At 71.6% G+C, this 14,564-nt stretch carries 13 protein-coding genes; 7 read left to right on the forward strand and 6 right to left on the reverse strand.

Annotated elements, in window-relative coordinates:
* Positions 1–217 precede the first annotated feature (217 nt).
* Positions 218–1,558: a TIGR04013 family B12-binding domain/radical SAM domain-containing protein gene (locus ABEA93_RS08475; protein ID WP_345674722.1), complete on the forward strand. Its 1,341-nt coding sequence runs from the start codon at positions 218–220 to the stop codon at positions 1,556–1,558.
* Between the two features lie 13 nt (positions 1,559–1,571).
* Here ABEA93_RS08475 and ABEA93_RS08480 read toward each other — a convergent pair whose 3' ends face one another.
* Positions 1,572–1,973 carry a hypothetical protein gene (locus tag ABEA93_RS08480; protein WP_345674723.1) on the reverse strand — a complete coding sequence of 134 codons (402 nt, stop codon included), beginning with the start codon at positions 1,971–1,973 and terminating at the stop codon, positions 1,572–1,574.
* A gap of 852 nt (positions 1,974–2,825) precedes the next feature.
* Here ABEA93_RS08480 and ABEA93_RS08485 point away from each other — a divergent pair.
* A complete protein-coding gene (locus tag ABEA93_RS08485; protein ID WP_345674724.1) occupies positions 2,826–3,254 on the forward strand; it encodes a GlcG/HbpS family heme-binding protein in 429 nt (142 codons plus the stop codon).
* Between the two features lie 173 nt (positions 3,255–3,427).
* On the opposite strand, the gene ABEA93_RS08490 is transcribed toward ABEA93_RS08485, so the two are convergent.
* Positions 3,428–3,811 carry an RNA-binding S4 domain-containing protein gene (locus ABEA93_RS08490; RefSeq protein WP_345674726.1) on the reverse strand — a complete coding sequence of 128 codons (384 nt, stop codon included), beginning with the start codon at positions 3,809–3,811 and terminating at the stop codon, positions 3,428–3,430.
* Positions 3,812–3,819: 8 nt separating this feature from the next.
* Positions 3,820–5,799 carry an NAD-binding protein gene (locus ABEA93_RS08495; protein ID WP_345674727.1) on the reverse strand — a complete coding sequence of 660 codons (1,980 nt, stop codon included), beginning with the start codon at positions 5,797–5,799 and terminating at the stop codon, positions 3,820–3,822.
* A 370-nt stretch (positions 5,800–6,169) separates the two neighbouring features.
* On the opposite strand from ABEA93_RS08495, the gene ABEA93_RS08500 reads away from it, so the two are divergent.
* Complete coding sequence (locus ABEA93_RS08500) at positions 6,170–7,453, forward strand: ATP-binding protein (protein ID WP_345674728.1); 1,284 nt, start codon at positions 6,170–6,172, stop codon at positions 7,451–7,453.
* A gap of 215 nt (positions 7,454–7,668) precedes the next feature.
* Positions 7,669–8,271 carry an RICIN domain-containing protein gene (locus tag ABEA93_RS08505; protein WP_345674729.1) on the forward strand — a complete coding sequence of 201 codons (603 nt, stop codon included), beginning with the start codon at positions 7,669–7,671 and terminating at the stop codon, positions 8,269–8,271.
* A gap of 94 nt (positions 8,272–8,365) precedes the next feature.
* Here ABEA93_RS08505 and ABEA93_RS08510 read toward each other — a convergent pair whose 3' ends face one another.
* On the reverse strand, positions 8,366–9,271 hold the full coding sequence (locus ABEA93_RS08510) for a hypothetical protein (RefSeq protein ID WP_345674730.1): 906 nt from the start codon (positions 9,269–9,271) through the stop codon (positions 8,366–8,368).
* A gap of 61 nt (positions 9,272–9,332) precedes the next feature.
* On the opposite strand from ABEA93_RS08510, the gene ABEA93_RS08515 reads away from it, so the two are divergent.
* On the forward strand, positions 9,333–9,869 hold the full coding sequence (locus ABEA93_RS08515) for a GNAT family N-acetyltransferase (protein WP_345674731.1): 537 nt from the start codon (positions 9,333–9,335) through the stop codon (positions 9,867–9,869).
* Positions 9,870–9,951: 82 nt separating this feature from the next.
* On the opposite strand, the gene ABEA93_RS08520 is transcribed toward ABEA93_RS08515, so the two are convergent.
* Together ABEA93_RS08520 and ABEA93_RS08525 are read right to left on the reverse strand one after the other, a co-directional pair.
* Complete coding sequence (locus tag ABEA93_RS08520) at positions 9,952–10,833, reverse strand: acyl-CoA thioesterase domain-containing protein (RefSeq protein WP_345674732.1); 882 nt, start codon at positions 10,831–10,833, stop codon at positions 9,952–9,954.
* 42 nt (positions 10,834–10,875) lie between these two features.
* Entirely contained in the window at positions 10,876–12,360 is a 1,485-nt protein-coding gene (locus tag ABEA93_RS08525) for an MFS transporter (RefSeq protein ID WP_345674733.1), read from the reverse strand.
* A gap of 221 nt (positions 12,361–12,581) precedes the next feature.
* Here ABEA93_RS08525 and ABEA93_RS08530 point away from each other — a divergent pair, with 221 nt between their 5' ends.
* Positions 12,582–13,193, forward strand: a complete 612-nt coding sequence (locus ABEA93_RS08530; RefSeq protein ID WP_345674734.1) for a TetR/AcrR family transcriptional regulator — start codon at positions 12,582–12,584, stop codon at positions 13,191–13,193.
* 137 nt (positions 13,194–13,330) lie between these two features.
* Positions 13,331–14,563 carry a hypothetical protein gene (locus ABEA93_RS08535; protein ID WP_345674735.1) on the forward strand — a complete coding sequence of 411 codons (1,233 nt, stop codon included), beginning with the start codon at positions 13,331–13,333 and terminating at the stop codon, positions 14,561–14,563.
* Position 14,564 lies beyond the last annotated feature (1 nt).

The following is a 14,564-nucleotide window of genomic DNA, read 5'->3' on the forward strand; positions in this document are numbered from 1 at the left end:
GACCGGCCACAACGTGAGCTGACGAGCAGCAGCGTCCCTCCCGGTGGATCGTGCCGGTGAATCCGCCCCGCGAAGGCCCGGCGCGCACCACCGGCACCGGCCGGTCGACGGAGTTCCGGCGCTACCCCGGGTCCGCCCCCGCACTCCCCCGCCCGCTCGCCGCCCGCTGACCACCGCGATTCACGCCTCCTCGCAGCCCCCCGCTACCGTTGCCCGCATGTCCACGCACGACCCCCGTCCCGTCGCCGCGGGGCCTCTCGACATCGCCGTCGTCGTCCGGTACCGCAAGGCGGTCACGTACGGCATGCACGCGCTGCTCGGCGCGTTCGAAGCGAACCCGCCCGCGGTCGCGCACGGCGTATTCCTCGGCCGCACCGCGGAGGAGACGGCCGAGTTGATCGTCGACGTCCTCGACGCGGGCGCCCGCCGGGTCCTGGTGCCGTGGTCGTTCTACTCACCGGACGCCGAGGCGATGGCCGGGGAGCTGGGGGAGATCCGGGCCGCGATCGACGATCCGCGCGTCGTCCACGTCGCGGGCGGCGTGCATGCGACCGCCGAACCGCAGCAGATCCTCGACGCCGGGTGGGACGTCGCGGCGATCGGCGAAGGCGAGAGCACGTTCGTGTCCCTGATCGCCGCCCTCGGCACCGGCGAACCCCTCTCCGGCGTCCCGGGGTTGGCCCTGCGCGACACCGACGGCAAGGCCCTGCGCACCGGAACCTCCGTCCGCCGCGGCCTCGACGACACCCCGTCGTTCGCGGTGGGCCTGCACCGCTTCGGCCCGATCGAGATCACCCGCGGGTGCATCTACAGCTGCCGGTTCTGCCAGACGCCGTTCGCGTTCAGTGCGCGGTTCCGGCACCGCAGTGTGGAGAGTGTGCGGTGGCACGTCCGGGAGATGTCCGCACGCGGGCTCAAGGACGTCCGGTTCATCACGCCGACGTGTCTGTCGTACGGCACCCAGGACGAAACGCCGGACCTGGACGCGGTCGAGGAGCTGCTGTCCGCATGCCGTGAGGAGATGCTGCCGCACGGCCGGTTGTTCTTCGGGTCGTTCCCGTCGGAGATCCGGCCGGAGCATGTAACCGTCGAGGCGCTGCGGCTGCTGAAGCGGTACGTGTCGAACGACAACATCATCATCGGCGCGCAGTCCGGCTCGGACAAGGTCCTCGCGGCGGCCAAGCGCGGGCACGGTGTCCAGCCGGTGCGGGACGCGGTACGGATCGCCGTCCAGGAGGGCTTCCGGCCGAACGTCGACTTCATTTTCGGCATGCCGGGCGAGGACCAGGACGATGCCGACGCGTCGCTGACGCTCGCGGACGAACTCACCGGCATGGGTGCGCGCATCCACGCGCACACCTTCATGCCGCTGCCGGGCACGCCGTGGCGCGACGCGGAACCCGCCGTCGTGGCCCCGGCCACGATCCGCCGCTTCGACGAACTCGCGGCCCGCGGCGACCTGTACGGCCATTGGCAGCGCCAGGCCGAACACGCCAAGCGCCTCGCCGAGACCGCGAAGGCCTACCCGCGCCGCGAACCCCGCCGCCGCGTCCGCTGACGCCTCTCCGTCCTCACCTGCGATCGGGTACGAAGCACTGCGCGACGACCGAGTCGATCGCCGTGACCGGCCACAACGTCGCGCTGTCGTGCGGGCCGATCCACAGCGATGCGCCGTCCGGGGTGGTGATCCACACGATGACGTCGGTGTTGTTCCGGATCCCGGAGGCGACGAACGGCGGCGAGAAGTACTCGCTTGCACACTCCGGGATGAGGTAGGGCTCGGCGCCGGCGACCCCGCCGGGAATCAGGCACACGTACCCGTCCGGGCACAACGCGTCACCCCGCGCCCGCCCCGGCTCCCCCGCCCCCACCCCGGACTCCGCATGCGCCGGCTGCCCGGCAACCAACGCCGCGGCAGCCAACGCCAGCCCGGCAAGTGCTCCGGTGACGCGACGGATCGATGACGTACGCACGATGAACTCGCGCCTCCCAACAGCCGAAAACCCGCACCCCAGCGGCAACTCCCGCCCACCACGGCACCTTTCGCCCGAAGTCCACGCGCTGCACGGCCCCCACCGCAATCACCGCCACTCGAATGGAGCACACGAACCACTCGAACGGGGGCGTTTGAGGTGCGAACACGTGTGGATGGAGGCGCTCGCTGTGACGGCGCCCGCTCACGCAACCGGCCTTGCGCCGCCACGGCAAATGGACGCCCGCGACGCGGGCCCGAGCACGACCGCGCCGCCGGACACCCACTGCCCACCCCGCGCCTGACCGACGCGGGCCCGAGCACGACCGCCGTGGGGAGTGCGGCCTCTCGTGCAGCCCGGGGCAAGGGCGCGCCGGCGGGTATCCCTGGTCCTCCGCAGCCCGGCTCGTCCCGGATGGGCGCCCGGTCCAGCCTCGTCTCGCCGCACGCGCGCTGACGGCCGTCCGGGGACGGATCTGACGGCAACGGCACCTGGCGGCGACGGCCGGGCGGGCTGCGTTGGCGAGTCGGCGGAGTGAACCCGGTCGAGAGCTGACGTCGCCGACGACCCTGCCCGCCTCAGCTGCTACCGCGCCGACCGGATTCGCTCCGTGTGGCGCTCGCTGTCTTGTCTTGCCCGGTCGCCGTGCCCGCTTCGCGTGGTCGGCCGCGGAGACCAGACCACGGCGCTCTGCCCACCGTCGGCACGCGGGCGGTTGCCCGGCGTCGCTCGGTTCCAGCCCCAACCTGATCCCTCCTCAGCTCGCGGCCCTGGAACTTCCGGTCGGCTCGGGGCATGATCGCGGCGCACCTGGTCGGTTCGGGCCGGTGGTCGAGTTGCGGAGGGGTTCGGATGGCCGGCAAGGACGTGGTGGAGGCGTACGACGTCAGCTCGGAGGCTGCTCGGGCGATGGTCGCGGCTGTGGTGGCGAAGGCCGGGGAGTTGGGGCGGGCCGTGAGTGTGGCGGTGGTCGACTCGGCGGGGACGCTGGTGGCGTTCGAGCGGATGGACGGTGCGCTGCGGTTCAGCGCGAGCCTGGCCAGTGAGAAGGCGCGGACGTCGGCAGCCTTCGGGCGCCCGACCGCGGCGATGGAGGAACTCATGACCGATCGCCCGGGTTTTGCCGCCTCGTTCGTCCACGAAGGCGGCTGGTACCTCGGCCGCGGTGGTCACCCGCTGCTGCGGGACGGCCGCCCGGTCGGCGGCATCGGCGTGAGCGGCGACTCGGCGGAGCACGAGGACCACTGGGCCCGCGAGGTCGCCGAGGCCTTCAACGCGTAAGGGGATATAAGGGGACGCAAAGGGGCGGAAGAGAGCGCCGGCGCCTCGGCGACGAGCGTTCCGGCCGGAGGCCGGTAAGCCGGCGCAGCAGCACGCTCAAAAGCCCACACACGGTCATTCCGAGCCGACTCCGCCGGGCGCAAAACCTTGGGCCGCCCGACCGCGCAGCCGACCTACGCTCCCCGCAGCCGATCCAGATCCCGTCGGTCGCGCTTCGTCGGGCGGCCGGTTCCGCGGTCGCGGATGCCCGCGGCGGCGGTGAGGTCCCGGGGCGGGGGCGGCGGGCTGTTGTCGGTGTAGCACTCGACGGCCACCGGGGCGCCGACGCGTTTGAGGATCAGTTTGCGGACGACGACGATGCGTTCGTGGCCGTCGTGGCGGAAGCGGACTTCGTCGCCGACTTTGAGCGCGTGGGCGGCCTTGACGCGTTCGCCGTTGACGCGGACGTGGCCCGCGCGGCAGGCGGTGGCGGCGATCGACCGGGTCTTGGTCAGGCGTACGGACCAGATCCAGGCGTCCACCCGCGCGCTTGTCGGTTCTCCCGTGACTCCGGCCATACGCCAGCCTAACCCGAGCCGTCGAGCGCCCGAGCCCCTGTCTCCGGCGGCAGTCCCGGGCTCGCGGACTGGCCGACCACGCCCGAATCCGAACCCGAACCTGACCCCGAAGCCGAACCTGCCCCCGAAGCCGACCCCGAAGCCGAAGCCGCCCCCGGCCTCCCCCGCACCAACGCCGCCAGTCCCTCCCGTGTCGTGGCCAGCACCACCCGGTCGTCGGCCTGCAGGACGTACCCCTGGTGCAATCCCCAGGCCAGCTCCGGCTCGTGTCGCTCCCCCGCGGCCGTCGGGCCGGCGATCAGCGGGCGGCGTTCGTGGGGTTGGGCGAGGTCGAGGGCCAGGACACGGCGGGCGCCGGGGCGGAAGACCTCGTCGACGGTCCGGCCGAGCAGGTCGGGGTGGTCGCCTACCTCCAGCGCCACGAAGACCAGGACGCTGCGTTCGACGGGCAGGGCGCCCAGGATCTGCCGTCCCATCATCGCCGCCGCGAAGGCCGGGGCCGCGAGCGTGGAGACGCTGCGGCTGCGGGTGGTGGCCTGCGGATAGGACGCGCGCATGGCCTGGTTGACCACGGCGGCGAAGTCGTCCTCGAACAGGCGCATGACGACGCGGATGTCCGGCTTGCATTCGCGGGCGTACAGCGCCGTCTCCAGGTTGGTGCTGTCGCTGCTGGTCAACGCCATGATGGCGTCGGCGCGTTCGATGAGGGCGTCTTCGAGGACGCCGTCCTGGGTCGCGTCGCCGACGATGCACGGCACGTGCAGGGAGCGGGCGAGGGCGACGCCGCGGGCCTTCGGGTTCTGTTCGACGCACACCACCTGGACGCCGAGCGCGTGCAGTCGGTCGAGGACCCGGCTGCCGACCTTGCCGAGGCCCATGAGCACGATGTGGCCGGACATGCCGCGCGGCGGGCGGCGCAGCGCGGTGGCGCTGCGGAACGAGCCGAGGGCTTGCAGGACGACGGCGAACAGGATGGGCAGCAGGGCAAGTCCGGTGAGTCCGGAGAGGAGTTGCAGGATTTGGCGGCCCTTGCGTTCGCCGACTGCCGGGTCGCCCATGGCCATCAGGTCGAGCATGGACAGGTAGGCGGCGCGCAGCGGCGGGTTCTTGGTGACCTGCCAGGTGAGCAGGGCGAACACGGCTTCGAGGCCGACGAGGCCGGCGACGGCGAGCATGAGCCGCCGGGAGAAGAGTTCGCGGAGCGGAAGCCTCGGCGGCAGGGCGCGGGCGCGGGCCCGCAGCGGGGCGACGGGCTGGGTGTCGCGGGTGACGGTTTCGAGGACGACGCGGTTGCGGGTGGCGTGGGCGGCGTCGACGGCGTCGTCGTCGGGCAGCAGGAGCGGGCCCGCGGCGGCGCCGGGGTCGGACAGGACGGCGAGGGTGCACAGGTCGCCGTCGGCGATGCTGCGGAGGGGTTCGCCCGCGGTGCGGTCGGCGGCGCGTAACAGGAGGCCGTCGGCTTCGACGATGCGGGAGCGCTGTCCCGCGAGGGCGGCGGCGACGAGCGCGGGGGCGGCGGTGTCGGCGTCGGAGAGCACGCTGGTGGTGAGGTCGGTGCCGCCGGGGGTGGCGCGGCCCAGGAGGTCTTCCAGGTAGCGGCCGAGTTTGCGGTTGAACAGCCGGATGACGAGCCGGATGTGCGGGTTGATGCGACGGGCGCGGAGGGCGGCGTGGATGTTGGTCTGGTCGTCGGTGTAGGCCAGGGCGATGGCCTGGGCGCCCGCGACGCCGGCTTGGATCAGCGCGTCCTCGCTGGGCGCGGCGGCTTCCCGGACGGTGACGGACAGGCCGGGTACGGCGGCGAGTTCGGTGATGCGCAGCCCGTTGGCGGAGCCCGCGGAGGGCACCAGGACGATGACCGGCTGGTCGTAGAGGCGCGCGAGTTCGGCGGTGAGGCGGTACGCGAGCGCGTCGTCGCCGCACACCACCATCGGCCGCGGCGGCGGCGCTCCGTGCGGTGCGGCGGACTGGTCCGGTACGAAGGCCATGCCGGTACCTTGCCGCAACCGGGCGGATGCCGCGCGGGGTTGGTCCCTCGAATGGGCGCGGCGCGCGGGGGCGTCCGCCGATCATCGGCTGTCGTCAGACCGCCGTCAGAGCGCCGTCAGAGCGTCGCCAGGCCGTCATCCGGTGGTCATCGGTGGTCATCAGTGGCCATCCATGCATCACGGCTGCGTTCGGGCCGCCGTCGGCGACGCCGGAATATCCCGGGACCGCATTGTCCGACACGGAGCATGCCGGATCATCCGTTTGTCCATTCCGGAGGAGTCATCGGCGGGTCGGTGCCCCCTAGCGTTCGGCTCTCGACGACCGCGCGGGACCAGTCCCGCGGGGTTTCCGCCGAGCCGGGAGAGTGTTATGGGCTGGATCGTTCAGGAGTACCGCGACGACGACCTCGCCGCCGTCGTCCACCTCATCGACACGACCTCGGGTGTCGGCCCGGACTCGGTGTTCACCGTCGCGGAGTGCATCACCGCGCTGACCGCCCGGCAGCCCGCGGTGGTGGCGCGGCGGGACGGCGAGGTCGTCGGCGCGGCGCTGGCGACGGTCGCGGAGGGCCGCGCGTGGGTGATGCGGATCGCGTTGGCACCGGCGCTGCGCGGACGGGGGCTGGCGAGCGCGCTGCTGCTGGCGTTGGAGCGGCGGCTGGTGGAGCTGCGGGTGCGGCGGATCGCGTATGTGCTGCCCGAGGAGGACTTGCTGCAGGAGGGGCTGCAGACGGCCGGGTACGACCGGCGGCCCGCGGTGGCGTACTTCGAGAAGGTCGAACCGGTGGACGACCGGGCGGCGGACGTCCTGGACCGGCTCGGCGGCCGCATGCCCGCGGGCGATCTGTGGGGGCGGCTGGCCGGGATGGACGAGGAGAAGACGCTGATCGAACGCCGCGTCGTCCTGCCGCTCGCGGATCCGGCGCGCGCCGAGCGGCACGGCGTCGAACCGCCGCGCGCGATCGCGCTGTTCGGGCCGCCGGGGACCGGGAAGACGACGTTCGCCCGCGCGATCGCGTCGCGGCTGGGCTGGCCGTTCGTCGAGCTGCTGCCGTCGCGGCTCGCGGACAGCGGGAACCTGGCGGCGGCGCTGCGCGAGGCGTTCGCGCGGATTGCCGAGCTGGACCGGGTGGTGGTGTTCATCGACGAGGTCGAGGAGATCGCGCCGGTCCGCCAGTTCGAGTCCACGACGCCGCCGGGCGGCACGCACTCGGTGACGAACGAGCTGCTGAAGCTGATCCCCGCGTTCCGCGAGCGCGAGGAGCGCCTGCTGGTGTGCGCGACGAACTCGGTACGCTCCCTCGACCCGGCGTTCCTGCGCCCGGGCCGCTTCGACTACGTGATCCCGATCGGCACCCCCGACCAGGCCGCCCGCCGCGCGATGTGGGCCCGCTACGCCCACGCCCGCCGCCCGGACGTCGACCTCGAGGCCCTGGTCCGCGCCAGCGAGCTGTTCACCCCCGCGGACATCGACCACGCCGCCCGCATCGCCGCCCAGGTCTCCTTCGAACGCGACCTCGACACCGCGGAGGCCACCACCCCGGGCGCCGGCACCGAGGACTTCCTCCACGCAGTCGCCCAGTGCCGCCCGACGGTGACCCCGGCGATGGTGGCGGACTTCCGTGCGGACATCACCACCCACGCGCGGGTGTAAGACGCCGCCGACGGCCCCCGCGGCGAGCAATCGGGCTCTGCCGTGGCCGGGGTGGAGATTTGGGGCGTTATAGGGAGTCGGCATCGGCGGCCGAATTTCGCTCTCGCGCGCTTCCCTTGCTTCCGCACCCCCATCCCGTGCATTAGCTTGATCCGGTCAGGCGGGGGGCTGACCGTACCTCCGCATGCCGACGTATTCGAGCAAGCGAGGGAACCGTGAGTTCACAGAAAAGCACCGGAGTGATTCGGCAACTCGGCATCGCCGTGGGGGCCCTGCTTCTCCTCCTGGGGCTCAGCGTGCCTCAAGCGCAGGCAGACACCGGGCCGCTGCGCCTGCGCAACGCGATTACCCCGTATTGCGTGGGCCTGCCCGGCGACGGTTCCAACCCCGGAGCCAAGGCGATTACCGAAGACTGCGACAGCGGCGGCAGCAACAGGTACTGGACTTTCCAGAACACCAGCCTCGTCGACTACTTCGGCCGCCCCACCTTCGTCATCGCCAACAATGCGACGCCGGGCCAATGCCTCGACATCCCCGATCTCGGCGCGCCGCATTCGGGCGATATCGTCGGAATGTATGGGTGCAACAAGACTCGATACGACAACCAGGAGTTCATCAAGTACTACCCCTACGCCAACGACGACCGGTTCGCGCTGCAAAGCGTGAAGGACTTGAATATGTGCCTTGATGTCTCCGGATGGGCTTACAACGGTTCGGATTGGGGTTCCCTCCAGTCGATCACGATGTACCCCTGCACCGGAACCGGCGGTCCCTGGACGAACTACCCCTGGGATGACCACCTCTGGTACCAGTGGTAGCAGCGGAGAGCCACGCGGCGGCCCAGGCCCCTTCCCGGGGCCCGGGCCGCCGCGCCCCCGCACTCCTGGACCCGAAACTCCGGCAAAGTGCGGGTCACTTCGCCCAGACCGTGACGGTGACGAACTGTCCGTCGAATCCGTCGACAAAGGCCGTGCGGCCCCGGTCCGTTCGCACGCAGAAGACCTCGGACTCGCCGGGGGTCACCTGCAGGTTTCTCGTCGTCCCTTGGGTTGTCAACAGCGTCGCGCATTCCTGCTGCGTGGGCCGCGAACCAGCCGAGGCAACGGCGAGACTGCCCGTCTCGGCGGCGCGCGGTCCGATACCAAGGGTGCGTGACATTCCGTTGTAACCCACGTCGCTGTCCATGTACGCGACCTGGCTCGGAGGAACAGTGTCGAGATCCACGTCCCCCAGGCGCACCTTCCCGGTCCACTGCACGGAACCCGCGCCGCTCGTACTCGCCGTACTCGGAGCATCCGCACTCGGGGAAGCCTGATTCCCGTTCCCGGAAGCAGCCGGCGCCGCGGGGGCCGTGACGGTGACGAACTGTGTGGTGGTCACCGTCACCGGGTCCTTGGCGCCCACCTGTTGCTGGACCTGGCAACCGCCGAAGAAGCCGGCCCCGATCAACGCGGCGAGAACCCCCAGCAGCGCCGGCAGGTTCTCCCAGAACCGCTGTCGACGCCGCACCGGAGGATATGTGACCTGGACATCCTGTGGCTGCACTACGAGTTCCCCGTTCGTCGCTTGCCTGCGGGTCGGCTTCGGCGCCCTGGCACGTCCGCGCTCCGTCGTCTCCGTTCGACACCGATCCGCGGCGGCCGGCACCGCGTCCACGCGCTTCCCCGGCGGCAACCGAGGCTCCGCGATCAGCAGGCCGTCAACGGTTGTATCCCAGCGCCGGATCCGCGTCCAGGTGGGTTGCCGCTCCACAGCACCGCACGCGTTCGAGGTGAAGTGGCCTGGCGGGCCCGTCTCGTGGGAGGTCATCAGTGCCACGTGTGGACGCGGTGGTGCGCGCTCCGGTCGAGACGGTGAATGACCGACGAGGATCGTTGCCATGACCTACGTGATCGAATCCGCTCGTCCGGACGACTCCGCGGGGTTGGGGCCGTTGCTGCTGAGAGCGTGGCTGCAGACGTACCCCAACCCGGAGTTGGGGATCGACGAGTCCTGGATCCGTGAGCATCGCGGCTCGGCGGCGACAGCGGAAGGCATCACCCGGTGGCGGGAGTTCATCGAGGCCGAGAATCGGCAACCGGACCTGCTGTTCTGCCGCGTCGTCCGTTCCGAAACCGAGATCGTCGGCGTTCTCTGCGGACGCCGGAGCGAGGTGGTCACGCTCGGACCGATGTATTTGCTGAAACACGTCCAGGGCAAGGGACTCGGTGCCCGCATGATGACCGAGTTCCTCACCTGGGCCGGCGCCGCACCCGTATGCCTATGGGTCACCGACTACAACGACAGCGCGGTCCGCTTCTACCAACGCCACGGATTCACGATCACGGGCGAGCGAGAGCTGTGGCAAGGAAGGCTGCCCAACCTACGTATGACCCGCGAGGTCGCGTCCAGCAGCGGCAGCCTCGAAAGGCACTAGCCCGCGCCGCGTCCTGCAGCCGCCGGACCCAGCCGAGCCATCGGTGGGATTGGCGGCCGGGTGCGACCTGCCGCCGCCCCGCCTACCGCCCCGCCCCCGGATACACCCGGCACTGGCTTGTCGCCGTGGCTCGTATGTGGCCCGACGGGGTGGTCAGGGTGCCTTGGGTGGACGCTATGAGGCCGTGGGTGTGGCCGGTGGCCTGGAGCAGGGTCATGCTCGTCGCGGGGCCGGGGGTGGCGTGCCATTCGGTGGTCAGGTCGAGGGTGAGCATGGCGTCGCCGGGGCGGCCGCGGAGGGCCGCGTCCATCAGGAACGCGTCGACCATCATCAGGTCGGTGAGGCGCTCGGCCAAGCCCGAAGCGACAGCCGGCGCACGCGTCTCTGCGGACCCATCCCACCCCGCCGACGCCCCCACCCACAACGCCACCCCGTCCCCGCCGTCCCGGAACGGTCCCTCGAACTCCGTCTGGCTCAGCGCATAGTCGACTGCGCGGATCTCGAACCCGCCGAGGAACTCGCCGATCTTGGCGATCCAGTCGACGCGCGGGCAGGACTCCGGGGTCGGCTGCGTCGCGAAGTCCGGGGACGGGAGGCCCGTGGGAGCAAGGAGTGACGGGGCGGTGAACCATGCCAGCGCGGCCAGTACCGGCCCGTCTGTCTGACACGCCGTCACGCGGTACGCCGACGCCGTCCGCCGCTCCACCAGCGCGGTGACCTCGAACGTCAGCTCGCCCGGTACCGCCGCCCGGCTGAAGACCGTCTGAAGGCTCCGCAGGTGCTTGTCGGCCGCGAAGCACGAGGCGGCCAGGCCGGCGAGTGCCGCCGTCCAGCCGCCGAAGCCTCGCCCGTCGAGGCAGTGGTACGCGGACAGTTCGGCGGTGAGCCGGGCCGAACTGCCGCGTACTCTCAGCTCCCCGAGTGCCGTGGCCACGATCGTGTCGATGTCCCCCGAAGCAGTCATCACCCGATCGTGGCACGGAACCCGTCCCACGTCAGGAGCGTGTCACTGCACCTGGCGGCTCGCCCTTCGGGCGGCCGGCACCAGCAGACCGACCAGCACCGCGCCGAGGCCCGCGATGGCGGCGATCCAGAACGCCAGGACGAACCCGTTCTCCTCTGGCAGGCCCGACGACGCGGTGTGCGACGTGATGGCCACCACGGAGATGGCCGAGCCGAACGACATGCCGACCGTGCGGGCGATCGTGTTGATGCCGCTCGCGATGCCGGTCTGGTCCGGCGACACCGCGCCGACGATGACGTTCGCCATCGCGGCCATCGCCGCGCCCACGCCGAGGCCGAGGATGAACAGCCCGATGCCGATCTCCCAGATCGCCCCGTGCACGATGATCAGCAGCACCGACCCGCCGGTGATCAGCGCCGCGCCGCCGATGAGCGACGGCTTGGAGCCGAAGCGGGCTTCGAGCGCGCCCGCCGTCGGTCCGGCGATGAGCATGGCGATGGCGAGCGGCAGCATGTACATGCCGGACAGCGTCACGCTGGTGCCGAATCCGAAGCCGCTGGTCTTGGGGAGCTGGAACAGCTGCGGGATCAGGAACATCATCGCCATCATCGAGTAGCCGATGAGCAGGCCGGCCACGTTCGTGGTCCACACGCCGCGCAGCCGCATGACCTTCATGTCGACGAGCGGGCTGGACGACTTGAGTTCGGCGAACACCCACAAGGCGAGCAGCACGACGGCGCCGGCGAACAGCCCGAGGGTGGTGCCCGAGCCCCAGCCCCACGTACGGCCCTTGCTCACGGCCAGCAGCAGGCAGGCGAGCCCGCCGCCGAGCAGCGCCGCGCCGAGCCAGTTGATGCGCGCCGACGCGACGCGGTTGGGCGACTCGGGGATGAACATCCAGGCCGCGACGACCGTGAACACGCACACGACCATCGGGATCCAGAACAGCCAGTGGTAGGAGAGGTGGTCGACGATCGGACCGGCCAGCACCGAGCCGATGCCGCCGCCGATGCCCATGACCGCGGAGGTGAGTCCGATCGCGGCCGCGCGCCGCTGCGGCGGGAACTCGTCCCGGACGATGCCGAACGACAGCGGGAAGACCGCCGCGCCGATGCCCTGGATGGCGCGGCCGACGATGAGCAGGCTGATCGAGTCGGCGAGGCCGCAGATGAGCGAGCCGAGGCCGAGGCTGGCGATGGCGACGACGAACAGCTTCTTCTTCCCGTGGATGTCGCCGAGGCGGCTGACCACGGGGGTGGTCACCGAGGCGACCAGCAGGTAGGCGGTGAGCAGCCACGACGCGGTGTCCGTGGTGGTGCCGACTTCCTTGGTGATGACCGGCAGTGCGGGCGCCAGCATCGACTGCAGCAGCGAGTAGGTGAGCGCGCCGAGCACCAGGATCATCAGGACGACGCCGGTTCTCGAACCCTGTTCCGGGGCCTCGCCGGAGGCGGCGGCCTTGCGGAGGTCGGTGGCGTTGTCCGGCGGGGTGGGGACGTCGTTCTGCGTCCCGGGGACGGTGGTCAAGGCAGGTGGTTCCCCTCGCTCGCGCACCATGTAAACCTGGTTTACATGTAAGCGGCAGATATTATCCACGACGGCGTGCGCCACCCCGCGGCGGGACCGGATGGCGAGCGGCCGCGCGGGTGGTTAGATGGCGACCGAGAATCGGCTCATTTCCGCTCCACTCCCGGACTCCACCCGAGTAAAACCGGGACAATCCCGACGTGACGAGGGGTGCATCAGCCGTGGCCACCCGAGCCTCCGCCACCGCCGACCATGCGGACGTCCCCCGCGCCCGTTCCGCGGAGGCCACCGCCGCCGCGCTGCTGGACGCCGCGGTCGCCAGGTTCGCGCGGGACGGCTACGAAGCCACCTCGGTCCGCGACATCGCCGCCGACGCGGGCGTGAACCCGGCGCTGATCTACCGCTACTTCGGCTCGAAGGAAAAGCTGTTCGTCGAGGCGGTGACCCACGAGCGGAATCCGGCCTCGATCATCAACGGCCCGGTCCACGAACTCGCCGACCGGTCGGTGTCGTGGTTCCGCAGCCGGCCCACCGGTTTCGCGGGCGAGTCCCCGCTGGTGCTGATGGTGCAGTGCGCGGGACGGGAAGGCGTCGCCGAGCTGCTGCGCGAGCAACTCCGCGCGAACATCAGCACGTTGGCGGAGAAGCTCGAGGGCCCGGATGCCGAGATCCGCGCGGCACTGCTGCTGTCGCTCAACATCGGCATGGGGATGATCACATCGATCGCCGACGTCCGGATCCTCGCCGATGCTCCGCCGGAACGCCTGCAGGCCTACCTGGCCGACGCGTTCGCACCGCTGATCGCCGACCCGGAGACGGCAACGGACGCCTGAGCCGCCGCAGCCGAGCACGCAGGCACCCGAGCACCCGAGCACCCGAGCACCCGAGACCCGAGAAAACCCGCGTGCCCGCCTCGCCGGTTCCCGGCTACCCTGCGCCGCACGAACCGACGCGGGAGAGGTGATCCGCCGTGCACCCGGGCGCGCTGCTGCTCGGCCAGGCGCCGTGGCCGGTCATGGGGGCGGTCCTCGAGCGGCTCGACGCGAACGCCTGCCACGACCTGATCGCGAGCGGCGGGCTGCCCACCGGGGCGCTCGTCGCGTACATCCTCGCGCACGGCCACGACGAAGCCCGCGTCGCGCTCGCCGCGAATCCGGTGGCGACGCCGGACATCCTGGGGCGGCTCGCCGAGGAGCCGTCGCCGCCGGTCGCCCGGCAGCTTCTGCACCATCCCTACGCCTGCCGGGAGTTCCTCGTCTCCGCGCTGCACGCCTTGCCGCCGGGGACCCGGGTGCCGGGCACCGGCGAGGGCGGCAGCCCCACGCAGCGCGCCGTATACCTGCAGATCGAAGCCCCGGATGCGGGGGCGATCGCCGACGCCCTCGCCGCCTTGCATGTCGAACGGACTTTTCCGGCCGCCGGGCTGGTACTGCTACGCGGCTGCGTGAACCTCTGGCGGTTGGCCGGACGCGACGCGGTCGCCGCCGCGCTCCGGACGGTCCCGCTCGTCGAGCGTCCGCGAGCGGCTGAGCTGGAGTCGGTCGCCGACGCGCTGGAGCACCCGCACGGGCTGCACCGGCTCGACCTGGCGGTGGGGCGGCTCACCGGCACGCGCGAACTCCTCCGCCGCCTGGACGCCGTCCCGAAGCGGCAGCGCGACGCGCGGGCCCGCGAGTCCGGCGGCATGGCGCGCCTGGTCATGCTCGCGCCGCACGAGCCGCCCGACTGGGATCTGATCATGCGCACCCACGCGGACAGCCCGCTCCCCGGCCTGTTCGTGCTGAACGACGAGCCGGGCTGCCCGCCGGAGATCGCGACGCCGACGACCGGGTCCTCGTGGGCTCCGGCCGGCGTGCTGGGCCGCAGCCGCAACCGCCGCCGCGAGGCCCGCACGGAGGCCTTGACGGCGCTTCGCGACTTCGGCTCGCAGGAGAGCGTCCGCCTCGTGCAGATCGCCTACGCGGCGGGCCTGATCACCGCCCGGACGATCTTCGACGCGGCGACGCCCGCGGTCCGGGCGCTGAGCGTCTTCGACGGCGCGTCGGGTCGACACCTCAACGAGGCCCGGTCGGCGGTGAGCGCCCTGACGACGCCGACGCTGGGGACGCACGTCGAGGCGTGGATCGTGGCGCTCACGCTGCTTCCGGAGTTCGCGGGGACGGTGCCGGAGTTGCTGGCGACTGCTCGGGCGGCCGCGGGATAAG

This window comes from Yinghuangia aomiensis, from assembly GCF_039542225.1.
In the GTDB taxonomy this organism is placed as follows: Bacteria; Actinomycetota; Actinomycetes; order Streptomycetales; family Streptomycetaceae; genus Yinghuangia; species Yinghuangia aomiensis.

Excerpts from the sequence above, each read along its gene's own strand:
- ABEA93_RS08515 (WP_345674731.1), top strand. The coding sequence starts at position 9,333 with ATGACCTACGTGATCGAATCCGCTCGTCCGGACGACTCCGCGGGGTTG.
- ABEA93_RS08475 (WP_345674722.1), top strand. The coding sequence starts at position 218 with ATGTCCACGCACGACCCCCGTCCCGTCGCCGCGGGGCCTCTCGACATC.
- ABEA93_RS08485 (WP_345674724.1), top strand. The coding sequence starts at position 2,826 with ATGGCCGGCAAGGACGTGGTGGAGGCGTACGACGTCAGCTCGGAGGCT.
- ABEA93_RS08500 (WP_345674728.1), top strand. The coding sequence starts at position 6,170 with ATGGGCTGGATCGTTCAGGAGTACCGCGACGACGACCTCGCCGCCGTC.
- ABEA93_RS08520 (WP_345674732.1), bottom strand. The coding sequence starts at position 10,833 with ATGACTGCTTCGGGGGACATCGACACGATCGTGGCCACGGCACTCGGG.
- ABEA93_RS08490 (WP_345674726.1), bottom strand. The coding sequence starts at position 3,811 with ATGGCCGGAGTCACGGGAGAACCGACAAGCGCGCGGGTGGACGCCTGG.
- ABEA93_RS08495 (WP_345674727.1), bottom strand. The coding sequence starts at position 5,799 with ATGGCCTTCGTACCGGACCAGTCCGCCGCACCGCACGGAGCGCCGCCG.